This is a genomic window from Pseudanabaena sp. UWO311, assembly GCF_006937785.1.
Taxonomy (GTDB): Bacteria; Cyanobacteriota; Cyanobacteriia; order Pseudanabaenales; family Pseudanabaenaceae; genus Pseudanabaena.
Genome location: NZ_SJEE01000030.1, coordinates 1 through 25,076 on the forward strand (window position 1 = coordinate 1; position 25,076 = coordinate 25,076).

Sequence of the window (25,076 nt, forward strand, 5' to 3'; positions counted from 1 at the left end):
CAGTGAACCGTAAAATTTCAACATCTCCGTCTCAAGTTCTTCGCTGTAATAACCCAAAATTATTCCTTTTCTTTCTTTATCTGAGATTATCCTAATTTGCACAAGTTATTTGTTTTTCATTCCTAAGGTACTTAAAATCCTCAAACCTGAATTTAACGATCAGCCGAAAACTGTCGAGCTTTTTGAACAAGAAGCTTTTTTGTTAGGGCAAATTGATTCCACAGGATTACCCAAAATTGATGCTTATATCCATCATTATTTACCAGACAAAAAAAAGCTATACGGCATTGTTATGGAAAAAATTGAAGGAATGAATCTCCATGATTGGATCTATAGCCATAAGCGACTCTCAGAGAAAATGGCGATCGGATGGTTGAAGCAAATCGTACGAGTATTGAAAATTGTGCATCAAAAGGGCTATTTCCATCGCGATATCAAGCCTTCAAATATTATGCTCAGACCATCGGGGAAGCTTGCTCTGATTGACTTTGGCACTGCAAGGGAAGCAACCTATACCTATCTAGCTAAGATCGGTAGTGTCGGCGGGGTCACAAAAATCTCTTCTGCTGGTTATACCTCTCCAGAGCAAGAACGTGGTTTTGCGATTCCTCAGTCTGATTTCTATTCTTTAGGTATGACTTTTTTACATTTAGTTACTAGTACTTATCCTCTCAATCTGCATGATTCACATACAGATATATACCATTGGCGCGAATCAGCTCCACAGATTTCCGATAATTTTGCTCAGTTATTAGACAAACTGATTGCAAAAAGACCAGTTGATCGCCCATCTGACTGTGATGCAATTTTGCATAGCCTCGATGAGCTCGATCACCTAACCAAAGAGATCCAAACTGAGCGCCAGACTCAGATAAAACAGCAGATAAAGCAAGCGCAGCAAAACCGTAGTCGCATTTGGATCGGATTAGCGATCGCTATTATGGGATTGATAGGATATGCGATCGCTGTTTTTAGTCGAATTCTTCCTTCACCTATCCCTTTGCCACCGCAAATTATTAAGCCAAAATGATTAGGAGAGAGAAGCGCATAAAGAAGAATGTTCTTCACTACAATATTTCTTTTTAAAGTGTTAATTCATAACACTTTAAAAAGAAATATTGTGGTTTATTTAGTAAAAACTGACATTAAAATCTCCGCTTATAAATTTTTGTATCGCCGTTCCAAAGTTATCATTAGCCTAGTATGCAAGTTAAACGATTAGTAGCGATCGCCTTCTTTTTTCTGACATTGGTGATATTTATTCTCTTAGCAGAACCAGCTAAAACTAAGATAATCGCTGATGCTAATTTTACGAAAACTCGCGCAAGTATCTCTCAAAAAACCACGCAAAGAATTGCTCAAAACATCTACTTTTCTCCAGAAATCAATCAATTTGCACCAGTGAAAGGTTGTGAGAGCCAGCCACCAGCAAATCCACCTGAGCCATCATTACCAGCCGCACTCACCTCTACTCCCATCACCCTAGAGCGCTTTCGGAAACCTTTACCAGCCTCTACAGCAAATCCTACTTCTTCTCAAAAAGGAATTACCTATAACCCCAGCGAAGTAATTGCTTTGGCTGCATCTTCTAACTATGGAGAGCGCTATCTCAAAGATCTATCGGGTCAACCTGCTAATAATCCACCGATTATTGTTCTTCATGAAACGGTAGGCTCTGCTAATAGTGTCATTAATTTTTTTCAGGAATTCCATACTGACGAGGATAATCAAGCTAGCTATCACGCATTAATTGCAACGGATGGCAGCATTATTTACTTTGTACCACCAGATAAACGCGCCTTTGGTGCGGGGAACTCTGTTTTTGTAAGTTCGTTGGGAACAGAATCAGTACAAACTAATCCTCGATATCCAAGTTCTGTAAATAACTTTGCCTATCATATTTCTCTAGAAACGCCTGCGGATGGAATGCATGATGGGTATAACCATAGTGGATATACAGAGCCTCAATATCAATCTTTAGCATGGTTAGTCGCAAAAACTGATGTGCCTTTAGAGCGAATTACTACTCACAGAATTGTCGATCGCTCAGGCTCACGTATTGATCCTCGCAGTTTCAATTTTAATCTTTTCCAAAATCTATTAAGTCAATATCCCAGAACCAAAGAAATCTCTATTGGCTGTCCATCGGCACTTTAAGAGCGTGCTTGAGAAGTTTTTGCCCCCCCTCTAATTCTCCCTCTTGCAAAGGGGGAGTTAGAGGGGGGTAAAAACAAAAATTTACGCTAGATAGGTACTTCTCAAACACTCTTTAAGTAACTACTCAAAATTAAATATACCCCCCGTCCACAACAGCAATGTAAAGATAAGTGGCGGCGCTAAGCGCCGCCACTTATCTTTTGGGCTTTATTTCTCAAGCAAAACTTAAATTGCTATAGGCTAAAGAAATTAAGCTCATTAGCCCGATCGCCTCAAAATATTTAATGGAGATAGTCAATGATTATTTGATGAAATCAGTTAAACTTAAGATGATAGAAAATAATCCGCACAAACTTTTAACATGGGCTTTAGGGACAGATGTTTAAGACTAACAAGATAGTTTATGGATATGCGATCGCGTTAGGCATTACTTTCGTGGGGTCTTCTGTAGGCTTGCTAGTAGGAAATAATTATCACCAAAATGCAACTCAGAAGATGCAGGGGTCTGCCGAAGATCGCAAGTTTTTAAACACTCTCCAAGTCGATATTTTATATAATCGTCCTGCCAAACAACTATCACCTTACTTAGCCGATCCAGATGGCTTTAAGCGAGAGAGCGGCAAATTACTCGATCGCATTCAGAAAATTTTAACCGCATTAGAGACATATAACTCATCTGGTACGACAACAAGCATTGAGGGGCTGCAACCCCTGCTAGCTGAATATGAAATGGTAGTGAAAAAATTTCAGAAAGAAGCAAACCTAGAGATCGCCCAATTAACCCCACTCACAGAATCTCCAAAAAACTTAACCGCAGCAGAATTGCGGTTAGTTAAATTTGTCAAAAACAAGGATTTTGTCAAGTTTATTGAGTTTCCCGATCGCCTATTACCATTTGTCCAACTTGCTGATTTACAAACAGAAAAAGCTGAGTCAGAACTAGCCTACTCTAAGACAATTCGCAATAGCATAGTTGCTGGAAGTGTATTCTTGTCAGCAGCGATCTCTGTCCTATTTGCGATCTTTGCTAGCCGTGCGATCGCTAGTGAACAAGCTGCAATCAACCAAAAATTGCGCGATCAATTAACTGAGCGCGAGCAAGCCGAACTACAACTACGTGAAAGTGAACAGCGCTATGTCAACTTAAATACCGCAGCTCCTGTCGGAATATTTCGCACTGATGCTGAGGGAAACAGTATATATATCAACCAACGCTGCTGCGAAATGCTTGGCTTGTCACCAGAATCAACCACTGGAAAATCTTGGCAGCAAGCATTGCACCCCGACGATCGCGAGTATGTCATCGCTGAGCAAATTCGCACAAGACGCAAAAATTTACCATTTCATTTAGAGTATCGAATCCTAAGACCTGACGGTTCTGTAATTTGGGTACTGGGAAACGCTGTCGCCGAGAAAGATAACAATGGGCAAATCATCGGCTATGTGGGGACAATCACAGATATTAGCAATCAGAAGCGCTCGGAAGAAGCCTTACAAAAAAGTGAATCTCATTCTAGAGCCTTAATTAGTGCGATGCCTGACATAATTTTTCGGATGAACCAAGAAGGTGTTTATCTAGAATTTCTTGCTTCTCCAAATTTTAACGTTTTAGGCAATCTATCAGAGATGGTTGGAACCAATGTGTTTGATATTTTGTCGCTTGAAGCGGCAAAACAACGCTTGAAATCAGTCCAACAGGTCATTCACACTGGTTCTATCCAAGTATACGAACAAGAGCTGGAGATTGATGGCATAACCCAAATCGAAGAAGTTCGCATTGTACCTTATAGCGAAACCGAGGTTTTAGGATTGGTGCGAAATATCAGCGATCGCAAACAAGCCGAACTTGCTTTAGCAAAGAGCGAAGCCCAAAGTCGCGCAATATTATCAGCCATTCCTGATTTGATGTTTCGGGTGGGAAGTGACGGAATTTATCGCGAGTTTTATATTGCATATCGCGATTTTGCAGTTATTCCCCAAGGTAACGATCTCACTGGTCGATCACTTTCTGAAATGTTGCCACCAGATGTTTTTGAGCGACATATGCATCACCTGCAAAAAAGCCTAGAAACAGGAGAGGTGCAAGTATACGAGCAAAGTTTTCCAATTGGAGATCGCCTTCAATATGACGAAGTTAGAGTTATCAAGATAGGCGAAGATGAAGCTCTGTTTATAATTCGGGACATTAGCGATCGCAAACAAGCAGAACAGGCTTTAGCAAAGAGCGAAGCCCAGAGCCGCGCCATATTATCAGCAATTCCTGATTTGATGTTTCGAGTAGGGACTGATGGAGTTTATCGCGAAGTTATTACGCAGTATCAAGATTTCGCACTCTTTCCACTAGACTTAAATCTTGTTGGGCGGTCAATGGTCGAGATGTTACCCGCAGAGCTTGCCGATCGCCAATTTCATTATTTGCGTAAAGCGATCGAGACTGGCAAGTTACAAATCTACGAGCAAAATATTCAAATAGGAGATAGCTTTCAAGATGAAGAAGTGAGAGTGATTAAGAGTGGTGAAGATGAAGCTTTGTTTATGATTCGAGACATTAGCGATCGCAAACAAACCGAACTTGCTCTACAAAATCTAATTGCAGGCACAGCCGCTACCACTGGGAAAGATTTCTTCCCTGCACTAGTGACTCATATTGCCAAGGCTCTTAATACTTCTCACTCTCTAGTTACTGAACTGATTGATGGTGAGTTAAACTCCCTAGCTTTTTGGGCAAATGGAGAACTTCAACCAGCTTTTTCTTTTAATATTGCAAACACCCCCTGCGAAAAGGCATTACAGCATGGAACATTTTATTGTGATAGCTTTGTTCAGCAGATGTTTCCTCAACATCGAGATCTAGCTGAGATGGATGCATACAGCTATCTTGGTATTTCCTTAAAAGATATTAATGGTCAAGCGATCGGGAATCTTTGTATTTTAGATGAAAAGACAATTCAAAATCCGCAACGAGCAGAACAAGTCCTAAAGGTATTCGCCGCCCGTGCTACTGCTGAGTTGGAACGTCAACGGACTAACAACATGCTAGTTGAACTAAATCAACAGCTAGAATCAAAGGTACAAAAACGCACTGTGGAACTTCAAAAACTATCAGAGCGCCTCACTTTGTCACTGAGATCTGGAGCGATCGGATGTTGGGAATGGAATATTGCAGAGCAAAAATTGTTTTGGGATGAACGAATGTATGAACTGTATGGAGTCACACAGGACACTGATTTTCAACTCAACCATGAATCTTGGGCAGCCATGCTCCATCCTGACGACCTCGTAGCTACTAGAGAAATGGGAGAGCGAACTCTCTTAGGAGAAATAGACATGGACACTGAATTTCGGGTCTTCCATCGCGATCGCAGTATCCACTTTATAAAAAACTATGGAACTTTGGTTCGAGATGCGAATGGGCATCCCCATAGCTTGATTGGTATTAATTTTGATATTAGCGATCGCAAACAAGCCGAGGCGAGACTACAACACACAAATCAAGAGCTAATCCGTGCGACCAAACTCAAGGACGAATTTTTGGCTAACATGAGTCACGAACTCCGTACTCCTCTCAACGCTATTCTCGGTATGACTGAGGCTTTGCAAGAGCAAATCTATGGGGACATCAACGATCGCCAAATTCAAGCCTTACAAACTGTAGAAAAAAGTGGAAACCATTTACTTGAATTAATCAATGACATTCTCAACCTCGCAAAAATTGAGGCAGGACAAGTTGAACTAAATTATTCATCGGCATCAATCAGTTGTCTCTGTGCATCCAGTCTGAACTTTATTAAGCAACAAGCAATGAAGAAACAGCTTCAGATCGATATGCATCTGCAACCAAATCTCCCTGAGATGCAGTTAGATGAACGGCGGATCAAACAGGTATTAATCAATATTCTCAATAATGCCGTTAAATTCACCGCCAATGGAGGACACATTAAACTAGAAGCCACTAAGCTTTCTCATGTCTCTGAGCATACCCAAGAGCATACCCAAGACTATTTACAAATATCGATAACCGATACAGGCATCGGCATCTCACCTGAAAATATCCAGAAACTATTCAAACCCTTTATCCAAATTGATAGCGCTTTAAATCGAAAATACGAAGGAACAGGCTTAGGCTTAGCATTGGCAAAACAAATCATCGAGCTTCATGGGGGCACAATCGGAATAACCAGCGAAATAGGTATCGGCAGTTGCTTCACTATAGAGTTACCGATCAACCATATCAAACCTGACCCTAAACTAGAACCTCATCCTGAATCTAATCTTGATTCACATTTGGAACTGAAACAGACATCAGCATCTAAAACGCCATTAATTTTGTTAGCAGAAGATAATGAAGCTAATATCATTACAGTAGCTAGCTATCTTGAAGCCAAAGCATTTCGCCTTATCATCGCAAAGAATGGTCAAGAGGCGATCGCACTTACCAAGAGTGCTCAACCAGATCTAATTTTAATGGATATCCAAATGCCAGTCATGGATGGGTTAGAAGCTATCAAACAGATTCGCCTCGATCCACAATTTGTTGATACGCCAATTATTGCTCTGACAGCTTTGGCGATGACAGGCGATCGCCAAAAGTGTATGGATGCTGGAGCTAATGAATATATTACTAAACCGATCAAGTTAAAAGATTTATCCCAGACGATTCGATCCTTTATGAATTCATAAACAGGTTTAAGCCTTATGGAATCTACTCCTGACTCAAAAGATAATGTATCGGCGATCTCGCACAGTTCTCCTGTTGCGCCAGATCAGCATTCTTTACCATTAAGCGATCGTGGACAAACCGACAATCTACTCCTAACTCTTGTGGAGGCAACAGCTTCTGTCACAGGAGAAGATTTTTTCACAGCCTTTGTTAAACATCTCGCCACAACTATAGGTTGTGCCCATGCCATGATCACGGAATTAAAGGATGGACAATTACAAACCCGTGCCTTTTGGTCAAGAAATCTGCTTCAACCAAATTTGAGTTATGACATAAAAAATACTCCCTGTGAAATAGTCTTAGCAGACGGAATCTATGCTCAATCAACCGATTTGCAAAAAACCTTTCCTAATAATTCTAATCTGATTATTTTGAATGCCGATAGTTTTCTGGGAGTCGCTCTGACTAATTCTAGTAAGCAACCCTTTGGGTTAATCAGTATCATGGATGTCGTGCCCATACCAGAAATAGATAGATTACAGCCAATTATTCAGATCTTTGCGGCGCGTGTTGCCTCTGAGTTAGAAAGGGAACAGGCGACCATTGCGCTGAAGCAGTTAAATCAGGAGTTAGAACGGCGAGTAGAAGAACGCACCACCTCTCTAAAAACTAGTGAAGAGCGTTGGCAACTAGCACTCAAAGGGGCAAACGATGGGATTTGGGATTTCGATATGGCGACAAATAAGGTTTTTTATTCTAGCCGATGGAAGCAGATGCGAGGCTTTGCTGACGATGAAATTAGCGATAGCTTGGAAGAATGCTCAAGCCGTATCCATCCTGATGATTACGATCGCGTCTTAGCTACTGCCAATGACCACTTAGCTAGAAAAACCGAATTTGTAGAGATGGAATATAGAGCACTCTGCAAAGATGGCTCCTATATATGGGTGCTGGAGCGTGGCCAAGCAGTGCGCAATGAATTAGGGCAGCCTATTCGCGTTATTGGTTCCGATACTGATATCACCAATCACAAACTAGTTGAATCCAAATTAGTCCAGAGTGAAGCTCAATTTCGCTGTTTGGTAGAAGGAGGGCTCGACTTGATTTGGTCAAGCGATCAAGATGGATTGTTTACCTACCTCTCACCGCAATTCAAGGCTCTTTTTGGCTGGGAATCTAGTGAGTGGATTGGCAAGTCATATACCGACCTTGTCCATCCAGATGATCTCCTACGAGTAAAGACTCTTGAGTTTATGGTGAATGTGGAATCTGGCAAAAAATCTTGTCATCCTGAGTTCCGACATCGGCACCGTGATGGTCATTATGTCTGGGTACGCGCCAATAGTACGCCGATTTTAAATCCTGAAGGAGTTGTGATCGGCAGCCAAGGGACTTTAACCGACATTAGCGATCGCAAGCAGGCGGAATCAAGACTACAAGCAAAAACCAAGCAGTTAGTCCAATCGAATACTAAACTGGCTCAATCCATCACCAATATCCAACGTAGCAACGCTTTACTAACCGTTCTTCAAGAAGCTTCCTTTGACGGCATTCTGGTGATTGACGAGCATCGCCGAGTCATCACCTACAATCAGCGTTTTTTAAATCAGTGGAATATTCCTCAATCACTAGTACTCTCAGCAAACGATCTCCAACTTTTCGACGTTGTTTTAGATCGCCTCACTCATCCAGATGAATTTTTGCATCAAGTCGAGTATCTACATGATCATCCTAAGGAGATCAGCCATTCAGAGATCAGCCGAAAAGATGACAAAATCTTTGATCTTTACTCTGCCCCAATCTATTGGTCTAATGATCGTTATGGTCGAGCTTGGTTTTTCCGCGACATAAGTGATCGCAAACGACTAGAGCAAGAACAAACTCGTCTGACCTCTATTCTAGAAGCTTCGACTGACTACATCAGCATGGCAGATGCCAACGGAATGATCTTCTGGAAGAATACAGAATTAAAACGACTATGCGGGATCGATCCTAATCATGATACAAAGCAATATCAAATTGCTGACTGCCATCCCCAATGGGCAGCCGATATAGTTTTGCAAGAGGGATTGCCCCATGCGATCACCATGGGCAGTTGGATTGGTGAAACAGCATTACTGAATGCCGAAGGACAAGAGATTCCCGTTTCCCAGCTGATCCTTGCGCACAAATCTGCTCAAGGCGAAATAGAATTTTTCTCCTTCATCATGCGTGATATCCAAACTCGCAAAGAATATGAACAGAAACTAGAACTCACCAACGCGGAACTCCTCCGCGCCACCAGACTCAAAGATGAATTTCTGGCAAATATGAGCCATGAACTCCGCACTCCTCTCAATGCCATTCTTGGCATGACCGAAGCGCTTCAAGAACAAATCTTAGGGGACGTTAACGAGAAACAACTCAAAGCTTTAAAAACCGTTGAAAATAGTGGTATGCATCTACTAGCTCTGATCAACGATATTCTCGATTTGGCAAAAATCGAATCGGGACAGCTCCAACTAGACTGCACACCGACAAATGTTGCCTTACTCTGTCAATCCAGTATCACATTTATCCAAACCCAAGCTCTAAATAAACGCATCCAATTAGAGACGAAGATTGCTTCAGACTTGCCAGAACTACAAGTAGATGAGCGTCGTATCCGCCAAGTTTTGCTTAACTTACTAAGCAATGCCGTGAAATTTACACCCACAGGTGGGCGCATCACCTTAGAAGTTAAACATATTGAATTACAGCAAATGCATACCCAATCATGGATTCGCTTCGCCGTAATCGATACAGGCATCGGCATTGCCCCCGAAAACATCCCAAAACTATTTCAACCCTTTATTCAGATTGATGGCGCTTTAAATCGTCAATATGCAGGCACAGGTTTGGGGTTATCACTTGTCAAACGCATGGTGGAATTGCATGGGGGCATTGTCGGCTTGACCAGCGAACTAGGCATAGGCAGTTGTTTTACGATTGATCTCCCATGCATTACTAATTTCCCATCGGTGATCATTCATGATGCGATCGCTCCAATCTCAGAACCACCAGCTTCAGCACCAGTCAACATTAATTCATCGCCTTTAGTCTTGATTGCAGAAGATAATGAAGCTAATATAAGTACATTGACTGACTACCTTGAAGCCAATGGATATCGGATTATTGTAGCTATGAATGGAGAAGAAGCGATCGCTCTTTCTGAGACGCATCAACCTGACTTGATTTTGATGGATATCCAGATGCCGATCATGGATGGGCTGTCCACAATCAAGCTAATTCGGCTCAATCCTAACTTGGCTGATATTCCGATTATTGCCTTGACGGCTTTAGCCATGGATAGCGATCGCCAAAAATGCATTGATGCTGGAGCCAATGAATATATTGCCAAACCGATAAAGTTGAAATCCCTATCCCAGATTATTCAATCATTTTTAAACATTTAGTCGAGTAACCGTGATGTCCTCTCCCCTAAACCAAGACATCCTATCCGCAGTGATCCGCAATCCATTAATAGTTGCGCCAGAGATGAGCGTGATGGATGCGATCGCCGCTATGGGTAAAACTGGCTCTAGGGCTGTATTAGTAGTTCAGCAAAAAGGAATCGAAGCTGAAGGCATCGATTTGATCGGGCTTCTCACCCAACGAGATATTATTCGTCTCAGCTCCAAGGGCAAACCTTTCGAGCAGTTACCAATTCAGCAAGTGATGAGCCATCCTGTAATCAGCATTCAAGAGTCAGAGCTTACTGATATCAAAACCGCCTTGTCACTATTCAAAGAACATAGTATTCGCCATCTACCAGTTTTTGAAGGCGATCGCATTGTGGGATTGTTGGCTCAAGAAGCCCTCACCGAGATGCTTGCACAGAATGTATTGCAGCTAGAATCACAACTCACTCGGCTAAGCGATCAGAAAGTAGTTAGTGCCCCACCCTTAGATAATCATGATAGCCAAAGTCGCGCTTTATTAGCTGCCATTCCTGACATGATGTTTTGTGTTGGAGCAGATGGGGTATATCGCAGGTTTATGACTCCAAACCGCGAAATTGATGTAGTACCACAAGACTTTGATCCAGTTGGTAAATGGATGCATGACTTCCTTCCTACAGATCTTGCCCAGCGACAGCAATCTGCTTTAGAAAAAGCATTAGAAACTGGTAAATTGCAAGTTTATGAGCAAGAGATCCAAATAGGCAAAGAACTTCATTATGAAGAAGTCCGTGTCATCAAAAGTGGTGAAGATGAAGTTCTATTTATGGTGCGAGACATTACTGAGAGTAAGCGCTCTGAAATTGCTCTGAAGCAGAGTGAGGAGACCAACCGAGCTTTTCTCACAGCAATTCCCGATCTCTTAGTTCGGATGGATTTCGCAGGAAATTATCGTGCGATGTTAGCAGGAAATGGTCTAAAAGTAAAACTCCCCCAAATTTTAGTAGCCCAACCTAACATCTATGATATGTTGCCAAAAACATTAGCTGAGGAAAGAATTCGCTATGCACATCAGGCGATCGCTACTGGCGAATTACAAATTTACGAACAGATCATAGATATTGATGGCGAAACTCAGCATGAAGAAGTTCGTATTGCCGCACTCAACAATCAGGAAGTATTGGTAATGATTCGGAATATAACCGATCGTAAGATTGTCGAACTCGCATTAAAGGAGCTAAATTCTTCTCTGGAAACAAAGATTGCTGAGCGCACACTTAAACTCCAAATTAGTGAATCTCAAAATCGAGCCATTATTGAGGCTATTCCTGATCTATTGCTAAGAGTAAAACAAGATGGAACCTGTATAGAATATATCTCTCCATTGATAGAACCTGAGAGGTTTGAGCAAATTAGTCTACATCTTTCAGAAGTATTGCCGCCTGATTTGCTGCAAAAGCAACTGGATGCGATCGCCTTAGCTATTTCCACTAAAGAGTTACAAGTTTACGAACATCAGTTTGGCATTGGCGATCGCAAGATATACGAGGAAGTTCGGATTATCGATATTAATGCTGAAGAAGCTCTAGTGATTGTGCGGGATATTAGCGATCGCAAACATGCTGAATCCCAATTAAAAAAAGCAACTGAGCAGCTCAAAATCTCCCATGACCAGCTTGCAAAATCGGTTATAAACTTACAGCGGAGCAATGCCTTACTTGTAGCTGAGCAAGAAGCTTCCTTTGATGGAGTTTTGGTAATTGATGAACATCGTAAGGTTGTCACCTATAATCAGAAACTGTTAAATTTATGGAAAACCTCTCCAGGTCTAATTGCGAAGGGAGACGATCGCGAACTTGTCAACTCCATTTTAAATCAACTCATACATCCAAGTGAGTTTCTAGAGAAGGTTGAATATCTATACAACCATCCTAAGGAAATTAGCCATGATGAGATTGGTCTCATCGACGGGCGATTTTTTGAACGTTATTCTGCTCCTATTTATTGGTCTAATGACAGTTATGGTCGGGTTTGGTTTTTTCGAGACATTAGCGAACGTAAGCAATTTGAAGCGCAGTTGCTAACTATTAACAAACAACTTGCAGTCTCAAATAAAGAACTAACAAGAGCTAACCAACTCAAAGATGAATTTCTCTCGACCATGAGCCACGAACTCAGGACACCGCTTAATGCGATCTTGGGAATGACTGAAGGCTTAAAAGAAGAAGTGTTTGGAGCACTTAATCCTAAGCAAATCAAAGCCTTAACAGCCATTGATAACAGCGGCAATCATTTATTAAATCTGATCGTAGATATGCTGGACTTTGCAAATATTGTCGCTGGTAAATTAACCCTAAATCTTGCTTCTACAAATATTCAGCAACTCTGCAACAACTGTCAGCAATTAGTCCAAGCATCCGCTAATCTCCGACAAATCCAACTTACTTCTAACATCCAGTCTCATCTACCAAATCTAGAAATAGACAGTCATCGGATTCAGCAAGTTTTAATCAATCTGCTCAGTAATGCAATAAAGTTCACTCCAGAGGGCGGTTCAATATTCATGGAAGTCAGTATTTATAAAGATCTCTCTCCAGATATTACTAGCTCTTGGCTCAGGTTTACAATTACGGATAATGGCATCGGCATTGCCCCAGACAATATGTCCGCATTATTTCAGCCCTTTACTCAGCTAGATGGAGCACTTAACCGCCAGTATGAAGGTACTGGGCTCGGGCTAGCGATCGTTAAGAAGCTTGTAGAACTCCATGGTGGGCGCGTCTCTGTAATCAGTACAGTAGAGGTTGGCAGTTGCTTTATGTTTGATCTTCCACTAAGTGATGATTTTGAACTCCTATCAGCACCTGAGTCTTCTCCTCAGCAGCAATCTTCTCAGAACCAAGAGGTAAATCCATCACCACTACTTTTGCTAGCAGAAGATAATGAAGGAAATATCGCCACTATTTCAGCGTATCTAGAAGCAAAAGGATATCGCGTTATCATTGCTCGTGATGGACAGGAGGCGATCGCTCTTGCTAGAATCAATCACCCTAATTTGATTTTAATGGATATCCAAATGCCCGTCATGGATGGGCTAGAAGCAACTAAACAAATTCGGCTTGATCCAATCTTGGCTAGTATTCCGATCATTGCGCTGACGGCTTTGGCGATGGCAGGAGATCGCCAAAAGTGCATAGATGCGGGAGTGAATGAGTATATTTCTAAGCCAATAAAGCTCTCTACTTTATCCCAGAAGATTCAAGCCTTTTTAACTTCCTGAAAGCTTACACCCGTTATAATGGTTTGCTTACAGCGCTTTGCGCTCAACCCCAAACCAAGAAAATTTTTGAAAGTGTTGCTTTGCAACACTTTCAAAAATTTTCTTGTGGTTCGTTTGATCGATAATTGCTGTAACAGGAAACTACACCCAAAATATCAGCGGCAGCGCTTCGCGCTGCCACTGATATTTTGGATGTAATACCAATTCACAAAAGTGTGACTACACTTCTGTGAATTAAAAACCAAATCCTGTAAGGGTTTTAAAAACACAAAATGGCTACGCCATTTTGTGTTGTGGTATAAAATTGTTCATAAATACTATCCATACATGTTTACTAATAGACTCACTTTTAATCAAAAATACTTCTACTTAACTGTTGTACTTTTCTTAATAGAAGTTTTTATCGCAGTTTTTATCAACGATCAGTTTATTCGACCTTTTATTGGAGATGTTTTAGTAGTTATTCTTATTTATTGCTTTGTCAAATCATTTTGGAAGGTTCAAGCAAATATAGCAGCACTATCTGTACTCGGATTTGCCTGTGCGATCGAGGGACTACAATATCTTAATCTCGTCGATCGACTAGGACTAAGACAGAACAGGATTTTAGCCACTATTATTGGGACTACCTTTGATTGGAAAGACATCTTGGCTTATGCCCTTGGTACTGCAATCATATTAGTATGGGAAAGTCGTTAGAGTTGGCGCATTACGCCACATCTAATAGGAATTTTATCGAGTTCCAAGCATTGCTTCTAGTTCCAGTAGACGACCTTCGGCTAGGCGATCGCGACATTGTTTTACCGATCGCGCGGTCTCAGTGGAACCTAATGACTCAAATTGGCATTGCTGTGATTGATATTGCAGCCATTGACGTTGCCCAGCAGAATTTATCATCTTTTCATGCTTCAGGATTTTAGCTAGACGTTGAGTAGTCACATCGGAAGTAATTTGAGAAAAGTTAGTTCCTTGCAAATCGGCAATGCGAGCATTAGTCACTCGCGCTCGACAACTAAAATATAAGAGAGGATAAATTGAGCCTTTTTTGAATGGTGCACTCAGTTCCTGACAATGGATATCTCGATAGGAATTCCAAGTTTTTTCGATCGCTTTGAGTTGGGTTTGCTTAGCTTCAGGTATCCGACTATAAACTTCTTCATAAATTAGCGATCGCAAGAAATCCGCAGTTTTTGCCCATCTAGAAGCGCAGATGTTTAGGTAAAGCTGAGCTTCTCCTTCACAAGCTGGAGGCGCAACTCCAAACTGTTTAGAGCTAGCGATTGTCTCCGAGGAGACAGGAGCGATCGCAAGATAGGACAGTCCTAATGCGATCGTCAGGGAATGCAAAAACAACTTCATCAGTAAATTACCTTTGAGATACTTGCAAAGCTTGAGTCTTCAACGCGAAGCTAAATTTATGGTAACTAACAAACCAATAAATCTTTTGAAAGTGTTTCTCTACAACACTTTCAAAAGATTTATTGCTTCGAGTTTGAGCATAAAGCGCTGTATTTGCACAAAAGATGACATCCAATAATTCTATAATATTTACATCTTTTTAGCCAATTCGCTGCAAATATGACCATGAATGACTCGCCATCACCTCGCACAGAACTACTCTCATCTATGCTTTTAGAGTTAATCGAGATTTTGCGCGATCGCCAAGGTGACACATGGTCAGCAATCATTCGCATTGCCTCTGGCAAATCTGCAACGATCGCGATCGATGATACTCGCATACATGTACATGCCGCAGAAGATCAAGAATTACAAATTACAATTGCCGATGCTGAGCCTGACGCACTCAATGATTTTGAAAGTACTGGGCTAGCTTTACGCAACATCATGTTTGGTAAGACTACTCTCGAAAAGGCTGTTGCCTCCAGCAAAATCTTCATTCGCGCTAGTTTCGGGGATCTATTAAAAATTCGTTCGATCGTCCAATCAGTTCTACTTGATACTGAAGTTGATCCAAGATTGCTCCGTCTTTGGACAAAATTTGATCAGGAATGGCTGAAAGAGAGCTAAGCGATTTTGCTCAAAATAGAAAGTGTCCCAAAACCAATCAGAATAAGCCCGCTTCCCCAATTGAGCCAGCTTGACCAACGACGAAGTTCTAGAAACTGTTTGATGATGCCTGTAAATGTACCCGCGATCGCTAGGGGTAATACGGAACCGATCGCATAGGCTAGCAAAAACTCTGTACCAACTAGTAGATTTCCTGAGCCTGATACCCAAGCCAACAATGTTACTAATACGGGGGTACTGCAAGGCGAAGCCACAAACCCAAAGGATAAGCCGATTAATAGCGATCGCATTCCTGTTGGTAAATTTTGGGATATTTCCCAGTTGCCGAAGCTGGGTAAACGGAAAGAAATCACTTCCAATAGTTGCAATCCCATCGCGATCGCAATGATTCCCATCACCACTGACCAACCCCAAGCGGTCTGTCCATAAATTTTTCCCAGCAATGCAGCCGCTAGTCCAAAACCTGTAAGGGCGATCGCAAAACCAAGACAAAACCAAGCCGATTGCAAGGCGGACTTCCATGTGCTTTTGGATTCATAGCCGCCGATATAACCAATAGTAAGTGGCAACATCGATAGGGTGCAAGGGGTAAGGCTAGTAACTAATCCTGCCAAAAACACTACGCCGACACTTGTCCATGAGGCTTGATTGAGTTGGCTATTCACTAAGGCATCAGCCCATTGCTCAAGTTGGTAAAACCAGTTTGGTAGCGATTGGAAGAAGTTATCGAAAAATTGCAGCATAGTGATTACTATTCAACTCCAAGGGTTTGCGGGTTGATCGTTGATACTGACCCAGTATCGCATGTCAGAGATTCTCAGTGACGGCATAGCTGACGCATCTGCCCAAAAGTCCCATCCTGCCCAACCAGCATCGCGATCGCCATCATGAAACTCTGCCATTCTGAAACCATCTTCTCCAAGGACTTGAAGCCCTTGGCGGCGGCAATACTCATCGGCAACTGATTGGGAAGTTAAAATTTTACCATGAACATCAGGAACGACAAGCACTTTACCGCCAGACCAAGAACCTCGCAATGCACCACCATTTGTCGTACTAGAATTTGGAAGTCCTGAGGGTCGTGGGAATCCCATCTTTTTGAAACAAAGTAGCGGTAAAACTGAGTTAGTATCTGTATCGCCTTGATAGGGATTAGTTAAACTATCTGTACCAAACAAAGCATAGGGTATGCCATTGAGAATAACGATATCCAGTACGCACCAAGTCATAGCTTTGCGATCAGTTTGAACTTGTGGTGGGTTGTGAATAAATTCAGTTGCGATCGCCTCATCTAACACAATGCTCTGGGATATCTGCGATCGCAAGTGTGATATGAAATCTAAGACTTCTTCTTCTGCATAAGAAGGCAGATCTTTAGCCTTAAGAAGATACCACTCACAAGCACTAATAGCTGCTTGCAGTTGTCCTAATGCTTGTAGTTTCCCAATCACGACACGCAAACCAGAAAGCTGAGCCTTGGGCTCTTTGAGAGTAAGAATAAATTCTAAAGCCACCTCAAATGCATCCATCTCAGCAAGTTTCAGAATCATGATAGTTAGACTATCTGGTTTATCCTTAAGCGTCTTGGCAATCTTAACTGCTTCGTCAACTTGTCCAATTTCGATGAGATGTAGCGCAAACTTGTCGCGCTCTTCTGAATTAGACAGCAGATGATAGGCTTGACCCAAGAGATCAAAATTTTCTGTTAAAACGTTAGAACCTAATCCAATCAAAAATTCCACAACATCGGGATACTCTTTTTTGATTAGAGATAGAATAAAATATGGCTCGTAATTTAAAACCATATTCCACCAAACTTTGTATTGTTTCTGTTGTTCAGCAAGATTCATTGCAAGTTCTGGAGATACTCTTCCTGTGAGTCCAAACTGTTCTGGTGTTGGTGGCTGGGCTTGTTTGGGAACCGCGACACATCGACCCAGTTTGCTATTGTGAACAAATTCTTCAGGCGTAGAGCTTAAATAAACATTCTCTCTGCAAACATCGCAATGGCGAATGTTTGTGACATCAGTTAGATTTAAACTATCCCATTGCTTTGTGCAAATAAATTCAAAAGCTTCAGGACAGTTCCAGATATCTGAGAATGATTTATTCATTGTTTTGTACTCATTAAAAAGTTTTTACTACTGCGGTTTCTGCTCAATCTTGCTATAGCAATCAAATCATTTGTATGTGGTTAAGGATTATGTAAGATACACCCATAGGAGCGATCGCTCATAAATCAATCTATAGCAAACCAAAATCCCAGAAGTGAGTTGCGGCGCGAAGCGCCGCAACTCACTTCTGGTTTTATGTCCTAAGCAAACCTTACATTGCTATAGGATTTAAAATTTCTTGTTAGACAGGCTGTCTTTTGACTACTAGAGCAAATACCGTCATCATACATTCAGACTAAAATTCAACTCGACTTTGCGGCTAAGCCGCGTAGGGCATCAGCTATAGCTTTGCCCTTATTTTTCGTGAATATTTAAGGAATACATAACTATGAAACGCATTTTTTCTATTCTCGCGATCGCCTTAACCATGTTGGTGAGTCTTACTTTCGGGCAGCCAGCTTTTGCTGAAGTATCCGCAGGCGCAAAAATCTTTAACAATAACTGTGCTCAATGCCACGCAGGTGGTCGCAACAACGTAGTCGCCGCTAAGACTTTGAAGTTAGACGCATTGGAGAAGTACGGCAAGAATACCGTTGCAGCCATCGAACTCCAAGTTACCAAAGGCAAAGGAGCCATGCCTGCTTTTGGCAAGAAACTAAGTGCTGATGAAATTACTTTAGTTGCTAACTACGTACTTGATCAAGCTAATGCTGGTTGGGCTAAATAAGAATTGATTTCTTGTCGAATAACCGTGATTTGCGACAGGCTTTAGTGCAATGCCAATCACGGTTACATTATTTTTTAAGGAAAGCGATCGCATGATTAACTCATATTGCAACAAAATCCCATCCAGATTCGCGGCTAAAGTCGCTATTTTGCTATCTTGTGTCACACTTGCTACGATCTCTACTACTACGGTAGCGATCGCCCAAACAGCGAAATCTAAGGCTACTTCTAGCATTTTCAATGTCAAGGGTGAACAAGTGGGCACGGCAACATTTACGCAAACTCCTTTAGGCGTGACGGTTTCTCTTGAAGTGCGAAATTTGGCAAAGGGAGAACATATGGTACATGTGCATGAAAATGGAAAATGTGACGCACCAGATTTTAAGACATCGGGGAATCATTTTGCTCCAGTACATATGGATGATGATCATGAGCATATGCACAACAAGCATGAAGAAGACAAACATAAACCTGCGGGGGATCTACCAAATATCATCGTCAAGCAGGATGGTACTGGCTCTCTGACTGCACTATTGCCTGCATTAACCTTGGGCTCTGGCAAGAATTCGTTACTGAAGCAAGGCGGCACATCGATTTTGATCCATGCGGGTGCAAACGGGAAATCGACAATTCCCAATGTTGATTACAAGACCCGTATTGCCTGTGGGGTTATTAAGCCTTAAAAGAAGAGATGATTTGCCGCGCCTAGCGCGGCAAATCATCTCTTCTTTAAGGCTTCTGAGATAAAAATTTGTGCAAAAAACTTTTAAGGAATACTTAAACAATGTTGGAAATAGCTTCTATCTTATTAAATTTGAATTTATCAACTACGCCTAGCATAGATTCCCATTTAGATAAATCTTCATCACCTGTTCGCATTGCCCATGAAGTGAGAACATCACAAGAAGTTGGCGGCACAATTCATATCGAACCTAACGATCGCCCTATTGCTGGTAAAAAATCCACCATTTGGATCGCGCTCACTAAGCGCGGCGGCGAGATTATCCCTTATGAAAAATGCAATTGTCGTCTGGAAGTGCGATCGCTTAGCGATCGCAATATTAAATTTACAGTTGCTAATCCTTTGGCAATTATTGAACGCTATTTGGGATTGCCGAGTATGGAAGTGACATTTCCGCAAGTTGGTAGATATGAACTTAAGTTAAGTGGTTCAGCAAGAGATGGGGAAGATTTCTCGCCGTTTGAATTAACTTTCACCACAAATGTAGGTAAATAATCAAAAAGTAATGAAAAGCGGCGCTTCGCGCCGCTTTTCATTTACATTAATTAGGTGGTATGGATACTGGTGGCTTCGGTTGAAGTGACTGGTCATCTCTAGATTTTTCCTTGCTGCGAATATCGCGATTTTTCCAGCGTTCTTGTAGTGCTTCCATATAAATGTAGAAAACAGGCGTGATGTAAAGCGTTAACATTTGCGAAAATACCAGACCACCAACTACAGCTAATCCCAAGGCGCGACGGGATTCTGCACCTGAACCGACACCAAGGGCGATCGGTAAGGTCCCCATGAGAGCAGCAAGGGTTGTCATCATAATCGGACGGAAGCGCACTAAGCAAGCTTCGTAAATCGCCTCATAAGCGGTACTACCTTGTTTGCGAGCGCCGATCGCAAAGTCCACCATCATAATCCCGTTCTTCTTAACAATACCAACCAGAAGAATGATCCCAACAAAGGCGTAGACATTGAGTTCACTACGGAAAATTAGAAGCGTAATTAACGCTCCAAAACCTGCCGACGGCAGACTGGTGAGAATCGTAATCGGATGAATAAAGCTTTCATAGAGAATTCCCAAAATAATATAGATTACAAAGATTGCTGCTACCAGCAACAATCCTAAACCTTGTTGGGAATCTTGGAAAGCTTGAGCTGTGCCTTGGAACTTACCTGAAGCAGTTTCAGGTAGAGTTTCTTTGGCTAACTGTTCGATTTTACCAACAACATCACTGAGGGATATACCTTGCTTAAGGTTAAAAGAGATTGTCACCGCAGGTAGTTGCGACAAGTGGTTTACAGACTGTGCTCCCACGGTTTGTTTGAAAGAAGCTACTGTGCTCAGGGGAATGATCTGTCCATTACTCGATCGCACTGATAGCAATTCTAAAGCCTTCAAATCTGCTTGATATTCTGGGCTTAACCCCATGATCACAGAATACTGGTTATCAGTACCATAGATAGTTGAGACTTTATAGGTTGAATAGGCATAGGCAAGGGCAGATTCAATTTGAGTAGCTGTGACTCCAAGAGCAGAGGCGCGATCGCGATCGATATCAATACTGACCTGAGGATTTTTAATCTGCAAGTCGCTAGTAACATCTTGGAGATTATCGAGTTGACGGAGTTTTTTCTCTAGCTCAGGTGCAGACGCATACAGACCTTCTAGATTTGTATCGGAGATCGTGTATTGATACAGAGCTTTAGAAATTGTTGCTCCAAGACGAATTGAGGGAGGATTTTGTAAGAAAACGCGAATGCCTGGGAATTTCGATAATTTAGGGCGGAGATCCTGAATAATTTGATCGACATTCCGCGATCGATGACTACGTTCCTTTAAACGCATAAACAGACGACCATTATTCGGCAAAGAAATTGTGCCACCAGCCCCTACTGCTGAGTAAACCGCCTCAACATCAGGATCTTTGGCAGCAATCTCCGCAAGTTGGGCTTGGTGCTTTACCATCTCTTCAAAGGAAATACCTTGGATGGCTTCCGTAGTTCCTAAAATCTGTCCAATATCATCATTGGGAATGAATCCTTTCGGTACTATTCCAAATAAAAAGACTGTGGCAACTAGGATAGTTACAGAAATCGCCATAGTCACACGATGATATTTGAGAGACTTTTGCAAGCTCCATGCATAAAAGCGCTGAAAAAATCCACCTTCATTACCATGCCCATTATGGCTATGAGCATTGCTATGACCATTATTGTTGTGACTAACATTAGTATTGCCATTCCCGTTACTTAAATGCATTAGATCGCTTTCATTGTCAATCTCTTCACTCAAGTGATTTGCATCTAGGACTGGTTTATCGCTATGCGTAGTATGTTTGAGGAAACGACTACAAAGCATTGGAGTCAAGCTGAGAGAGACAAAACCTGAAACGAGAATAGCAATACTAATTGTGACTGCAAATTCTTGAAACAGGCGACCAATAATGCCTCCCATAAATAGAATGGGAATAAATACAGCAACCAATGAGATCGTCATCGAGAGAACAGTAAAACCAATTTCCTTAGAACCGTCGATCGCTGCCTGAAAGCGAGATTTACCCATCTCTAGGTGGCGGACAATGTTTTCTAGCACAACTACTGCATCATCGACAACAAAGCCCACCGATAATGTCAGTGCCATCAAAGATAGGTTATCGAGAGAGTAGTTCAGTTTATACATCACCGCAAAGGTGGCTACTAACGAAATGGGCAGAGCCACACTAGGAATCAAAGTAGCGGAGAAGTTGCGAAGGAATAGAAAGATGACCATTACTACAAGCGCGATCGCTAAGAGTAGGCTAAACTGCACATCCTCAACGGAAGCTCGAACTGACTGCGAGCGATCGTACAAAACTTCAACATCGATTGCCGCAGGAATTTGCTCTCGGAATGTTGGCAAAAGTTTTTTTAATGTATCAACCACCGCTACAGTATTAGTGCCTGGTTGGCGTTGGATAGCAAGAATGATGCCTCTTGTGCCGTTATACCAAGCGGCAAGGCGATTGTTCTCTACGCTATCAGTTATCGTGGCAATTTCATTTAGCCGCACGGGTGCACCATTGCGATAGGCCGCAATGATATTACTAAAGCCTTTGGCATCACTTAACTGTGCATTAGTGTCAATAGTAAGCGTGCTTTCAGCGCCATAAATATTTCCCGTAGCTTGATTGGAGTTTCCTTGGGCGATCGCAGTAGCAACCTCATCAATGCCAATCCCCTTAGTCTTTAAAGCCTGCGGATCGAGTTCAATCCGTACCGCATATTTCTGAGTGCCAAAGATCGATACTAACGCTACCCCATCAACTGTTGATAACCTCTGCGCCAGCAAATTTTCTGCATATTTATTAACTTCAGATAGGGGCAGTACTTCAGATTTAAGGGCAACATAGAGAATGGGCAGGTCGGCGGGATTCACCTTGCTATACTGCGGTGGAGTCGTTAATGTCGGTGGCAATTGCTTAGAGGCTTTGGCGATCGCCGCTTGTACATCCGAAGCTGCGCCGTCGATTTGGCGATTGAGACTAAATTGCAATGTAATCTGCGTACTGCCAAGGGCGCTACTAGAGGTCATGGAGTCCAGACCTGCGATCGCCGAAAACTGCTGCTCTAAAGGCGTAGCCACCGAAGATGCCATAGTTTCAGGACTAGCGCCTGGTAAGTTCGCCGTGACGCTAATCGTCGGGAAATCCACTGTTGGTAAATCACTAACAGGTAGTAAGCGATAGCTGATGATCCCAAACAAGAGAATAGCCAACATGACGAGGGTAGTCATGACGGGGCGGCGGATAAAAGGTTGGGTAATGTTCATTTTTGTGGCTCCTTCACTTCGACCTTGGCATTAGGAGAGAGCGCAAATTGCCCATCGAGAACTACTTTCTCGCCTACTTCTAAACCTTGAGAGACTGCTGATTCATTACCAACGGTATTACTGACCTTTACGGGACGAATTTCTACCGTGTTATCTGATTTGACTACATACACAAACTGCCCTTTCTGACCTGTTTGAATTGCTTGAGATGGGACGGCGATCGCATTAGGTTCTTCAGCTAGTTTGAGAATCACATCAACGCGCTGACCAGGGGCAATGCGATCGTCTAAGTTCGCAAAAGTCGCCTTGAGTTGTACAGTTCCCGTAGTGGAATCCACCAAACTATCGATGAAAGTGAGTTCCCCCTCAACAGGCTTTTTATCGTTGGTGACAAAAGCTTGAACCTTGAGCTTGCCGCGCTTTTGATATTGTTTCACTTGAGCTAGGGATTTTTCAGGCACTGTGAAGGTTACATAAATCGGCTTAATTTGGCTGATGGTAACTAAGGCTCCATCAGAATCAGCTTTAATCAGGTTTCCTTGATTAACCTTAATACTGCTAACTCTGCCATTTACAGGAGAATAAATTTCTGTATAGGAAAGCTGAACTCTAGCATTATCAATTAACGCTTCACCTGCCGCAAGATTGGCTTTAGCAGCTTCGATATCAGCTTTAGTTGCTTCCGCCGATGCAATGGTTGTATTGATCGCACTATCAGAAGCGCTCATTGTTGATTGAGCAGATTCGGCATTAGTACGAAATTGATCTACCTGTAGGCGACTAATTGCGCCCTGATCATAAAGACTTTCATAGCTTTTACGTTGCGTATTAGCAAACTGCATCTGCACAGAATCACGATTACGGTTCGCCTTTGCTTGTGAAATTGTCGTTTCGGCTCTGACTTGATTGGCGATCGCCTGTTGCAATTGGGCTTGATTACGAGCTTGGGCAGCGATCGCTTGTTGCAATTGTGTCTCTAACGGACGAGGATCGATCCGAAATAGCAAATCCCCCTGCTTCACATCCTGACCATCTTTAAAGCCAACCTCAATCAACTGTCCACCAATTCTAGACTTGACCGCTACCGTTGAATATGCCTCTACGACCCCTGTACTGCGAATCTGGATAGGAAGAGTTTTCTGCACTACGGGTGCAATCACCACTGGCACGGCAGGACGCTGCTGCGTTTTCCCCGACTCAGTTTGTGATGAACTGCAAGCCGTAATCAAACTAGGTATAGCGATCGACACTGATACCAATAAAAATGCTAAAAAGAGAGGATGCCGCATAGTTTTCAAGCGATCGTAATTATTTGAAGTAATGCAGGTTAAAAAATTGCGAAGCTATTTTTTTAACCTGCTAACTGATGTTACGTGGAAGTTAGATGGTAGACCTCTTGCTGATAGCGTAGCAGAGCAACCACGAGGGGATTGCCCCTACTCCAAAATTTAGAGGTTACCGTAGGGGCTGTGTCCCTGTGCCAGCACTAGACTTATACTATGACTAAAACCCCAAGAAGCTGATTCGCCCGCGCAGCGGGTGAATCAGGGTTTTTATTTTTATTAAGCCATAGTACTTATACATTCATGCTGTATTCTGATTGTTAACTTAACTAACTATTAGTATTACTACATTACTATATCTCTAGAGTCAAGATGGATTCATCACTTAATTCAATTTCTCCACAACTTTGCGCCGCGCGAGTTATGGATGTTGTCCCTACTGTGATGCGATGGATCTATACTGAGGTACGGCAGCAAGAATCAACTTGCTTGACCATTCCTCAGTTACGCGCCCTTGCTTTTCTGCAAATTAATGCAGGGACATCGCTCGTTGCTCTAGCTGAATATTTGGGTGTTACGAGTGCCTCAACTTCGACAATGGTTGAGCGATTGGTGCAAAAGGAATATGTAACTCGCGTTGAGCATCCAAAATCAAGGCGCAAGGTCGTTCTCAGTCTTACTGTTGCTGGTGAAGAGCATTTACAACAAGTACGACAAATAACTCGCGATCGCTTGGCTGATAAAATTGCCCATCTTCCCCCAGAGCATCTTGCTCATTTGCTCAATGGGCTTGAAGAACTAAGTCAAATATTTGTTTTTCGTGATTGCGCTGACGATTGACAAATAATCGGCTGAAGTTAGACTATAA

Annotated in this window: 16 protein-coding genes; 11 read left to right on the forward strand and 5 right to left on the reverse strand. The window is 42.2% G+C overall.

The features are described from left to right. Positions 1–109 precede the first annotated feature (109 nt). The 6 genes from PseudUWO311_RS18665 (at position 110) to PseudUWO311_RS18690 (ending at position 14,215) form a co-directional block, all read left to right on the forward strand. Positions 110–1,030 (forward strand): serine/threonine protein kinase, encoded by a 921-nt coding sequence (locus tag PseudUWO311_RS18665; RefSeq protein WP_190303565.1) that lies wholly within the window; start codon positions 110–112, stop codon positions 1,028–1,030. A 173-nt stretch (positions 1,031–1,203) separates the two neighbouring features. After that, the gene (locus PseudUWO311_RS18670) at positions 1,204–2,157 is read left to right on the forward strand and encodes a peptidoglycan recognition family protein (protein WP_142656739.1); all 954 of its coding nucleotides are present in this window, start codon (positions 1,204–1,206) and stop codon (positions 2,155–2,157) included. 378 nt (positions 2,158–2,535) lie between these two features. Further along, positions 2,536–6,837: a PAS domain S-box protein gene (locus tag PseudUWO311_RS18675; RefSeq protein ID WP_142656740.1), complete on the forward strand. Its 4,302-nt coding sequence runs from the start codon at positions 2,536–2,538 to the stop codon at positions 6,835–6,837. A 15-nt stretch (positions 6,838–6,852) separates the two neighbouring features. After that, a complete protein-coding gene (locus tag PseudUWO311_RS18680; RefSeq protein ID WP_142656741.1) occupies positions 6,853–10,251 on the forward strand; it encodes a PAS domain-containing sensor histidine kinase in 3,399 nt (1,132 codons plus the stop codon). A gap of 13 nt (positions 10,252–10,264) precedes the next feature. Further along, positions 10,265–13,516 carry an ATP-binding protein gene (locus tag PseudUWO311_RS18685; protein WP_142656742.1) on the forward strand — a complete coding sequence of 1,084 codons (3,252 nt, stop codon included), beginning with the start codon at positions 10,265–10,267 and terminating at the stop codon, positions 13,514–13,516. A gap of 327 nt (positions 13,517–13,843) precedes the next feature. Beyond that, positions 13,844–14,215: a DUF2809 domain-containing protein gene (locus PseudUWO311_RS18690; protein ID WP_142656743.1), complete on the forward strand. Its 372-nt coding sequence runs from the start codon at positions 13,844–13,846 to the stop codon at positions 14,213–14,215. Between the two features lie 33 nt (positions 14,216–14,248). On the opposite strand, the gene PseudUWO311_RS18695 is transcribed toward PseudUWO311_RS18690, so the two are convergent. Further along, a complete protein-coding gene (locus PseudUWO311_RS18695; RefSeq protein WP_142656744.1) occupies positions 14,249–14,875 on the reverse strand; it encodes a lysozyme inhibitor LprI family protein in 627 nt (208 codons plus the stop codon). Between the two features lie 225 nt (positions 14,876–15,100). Between PseudUWO311_RS18695 and PseudUWO311_RS18700 the strand changes: the two genes are divergently transcribed. Next, positions 15,101–15,544, forward strand: a complete 444-nt coding sequence (locus PseudUWO311_RS18700) for a hypothetical protein (RefSeq protein ID WP_142656745.1) — start codon at positions 15,101–15,103, stop codon at positions 15,542–15,544. Here PseudUWO311_RS18700 and PseudUWO311_RS18705 read toward each other — a convergent pair. Together PseudUWO311_RS18705 and PseudUWO311_RS18710 are read right to left on the reverse strand one after the other, a co-directional pair. Further along, positions 15,541–16,287, reverse strand: coding sequence for a cytochrome c biogenesis CcdA family protein (locus tag PseudUWO311_RS18705; protein ID WP_190303566.1), 747 nt, complete (start codon positions 16,285–16,287; stop codon positions 15,541–15,543). The genes PseudUWO311_RS18700 and PseudUWO311_RS18705 overlap by 4 nt on opposite strands. A 12-nt stretch (positions 16,288–16,299) precedes the next feature. Further along, positions 16,300–17,658 carry a hypothetical protein gene (locus tag PseudUWO311_RS18710; RefSeq protein ID WP_142656746.1) on the reverse strand — a complete coding sequence of 453 codons (1,359 nt, stop codon included), beginning with the start codon at positions 17,656–17,658 and terminating at the stop codon, positions 16,300–16,302. A gap of 388 nt (positions 17,659–18,046) precedes the next feature. Here PseudUWO311_RS18710 and petJ point away from each other — a divergent pair, with 388 nt between their 5' ends. The 3 genes from petJ (at position 18,047) to PseudUWO311_RS18725 (ending at position 19,621) form a co-directional block, all read left to right on the forward strand. Beyond that, entirely contained in the window at positions 18,047–18,385 is a 339-nt protein-coding gene (gene petJ / locus PseudUWO311_RS18715; RefSeq protein ID WP_142656747.1) for a cytochrome c6 PetJ, read from the forward strand. A gap of 49 nt (positions 18,386–18,434) precedes the next feature. Next, entirely contained in the window at positions 18,435–19,067 is a 633-nt protein-coding gene (locus tag PseudUWO311_RS18720) for a superoxide dismutase family protein (protein WP_142656748.1), read from the forward strand. Between the two features lie 101 nt (positions 19,068–19,168). Next, complete coding sequence (locus tag PseudUWO311_RS18725) at positions 19,169–19,621, forward strand: hypothetical protein (protein ID WP_142656749.1); 453 nt, start codon at positions 19,169–19,171, stop codon at positions 19,619–19,621. A 46-nt stretch (positions 19,622–19,667) separates the two neighbouring features. Here PseudUWO311_RS18725 and PseudUWO311_RS18730 read toward each other — a convergent pair whose 3' ends face one another. After that, entirely contained in the window at positions 19,668–22,925 is a 3,258-nt protein-coding gene (locus PseudUWO311_RS18730) for an efflux RND transporter permease subunit (protein ID WP_142656750.1), read from the reverse strand. Then, positions 22,922–24,214 carry an efflux RND transporter periplasmic adaptor subunit gene (locus PseudUWO311_RS18735; protein ID WP_142656751.1) on the reverse strand — a complete coding sequence of 431 codons (1,293 nt, stop codon included), beginning with the start codon at positions 24,212–24,214 and terminating at the stop codon, positions 22,922–22,924. The genes PseudUWO311_RS18730 and PseudUWO311_RS18735 overlap by 4 nt, the downstream gene beginning before the upstream one ends. A gap of 417 nt (positions 24,215–24,631) precedes the next feature. On the opposite strand from PseudUWO311_RS18735, the gene PseudUWO311_RS18740 reads away from it, so the two are divergent. Continuing rightward, on the forward strand, positions 24,632–25,048 hold the full coding sequence (locus PseudUWO311_RS18740; protein ID WP_219817825.1) for a MarR family winged helix-turn-helix transcriptional regulator: 417 nt from the start codon (positions 24,632–24,634) through the stop codon (positions 25,046–25,048). The last annotated feature ends 28 nt before the right edge of the window (positions 25,049–25,076 follow it).

What these genes read in the sequence shown, in the direction of transcription:
- PseudUWO311_RS18670 (WP_142656739.1), top strand. Translation starts at nt 1,204, where the DNA reads ATGCAAGTTAAACGATTAGTAGCGATCGCCTTCTTTTTTCTGACATTG.
- PseudUWO311_RS18675 (WP_142656740.1), top strand. Translation starts at nt 2,536, where the DNA reads ATGTTTAAGACTAACAAGATAGTTTATGGATATGCGATCGCGTTAGGC.
- PseudUWO311_RS18680 (WP_142656741.1), top strand. Translation starts at nt 6,853, where the DNA reads ATGGAATCTACTCCTGACTCAAAAGATAATGTATCGGCGATCTCGCAC.
- PseudUWO311_RS18685 (WP_142656742.1), top strand. Translation starts at nt 10,265, where the DNA reads ATGTCCTCTCCCCTAAACCAAGACATCCTATCCGCAGTGATCCGCAAT.
- PseudUWO311_RS18690 (WP_142656743.1), top strand. Translation starts at nt 13,844, where the DNA reads ATGTTTACTAATAGACTCACTTTTAATCAAAAATACTTCTACTTAACT.
- PseudUWO311_RS18695 (WP_142656744.1), bottom strand. Translation starts at nt 14,875, where the DNA reads ATGAAGTTGTTTTTGCATTCCCTGACGATCGCATTAGGACTGTCCTAT.
- PseudUWO311_RS18700 (WP_142656745.1), top strand. Translation starts at nt 15,101, where the DNA reads ATGAATGACTCGCCATCACCTCGCACAGAACTACTCTCATCTATGCTT.
- PseudUWO311_RS18705 (WP_190303566.1), bottom strand. Translation starts at nt 16,287, where the DNA reads ATGCTGCAATTTTTCGATAACTTCTTCCAATCGCTACCAAACTGGTTT.
- PseudUWO311_RS18710 (WP_142656746.1), bottom strand. Translation starts at nt 17,658, where the DNA reads ATGAATAAATCATTCTCAGATATCTGGAACTGTCCTGAAGCTTTTGAA.
- petJ (WP_142656747.1), top strand. Translation starts at nt 18,047, where the DNA reads ATGAAACGCATTTTTTCTATTCTCGCGATCGCCTTAACCATGTTGGTG.
- PseudUWO311_RS18720 (WP_142656748.1), top strand. Translation starts at nt 18,435, where the DNA reads ATGCCAATCACGGTTACATTATTTTTTAAGGAAAGCGATCGCATGATT.
- PseudUWO311_RS18725 (WP_142656749.1), top strand. Translation starts at nt 19,169, where the DNA reads ATGTTGGAAATAGCTTCTATCTTATTAAATTTGAATTTATCAACTACG.
- PseudUWO311_RS18730 (WP_142656750.1), bottom strand. Translation starts at nt 22,925, where the DNA reads ATGAACATTACCCAACCTTTTATCCGCCGCCCCGTCATGACTACCCTC.
- PseudUWO311_RS18735 (WP_142656751.1), bottom strand. Translation starts at nt 24,214, where the DNA reads ATGCGGCATCCTCTCTTTTTAGCATTTTTATTGGTATCAGTGTCGATC.
- PseudUWO311_RS18740 (WP_219817825.1), top strand. Translation starts at nt 24,632, where the DNA reads ATGGATGTTGTCCCTACTGTGATGCGATGGATCTATACTGAGGTACGG.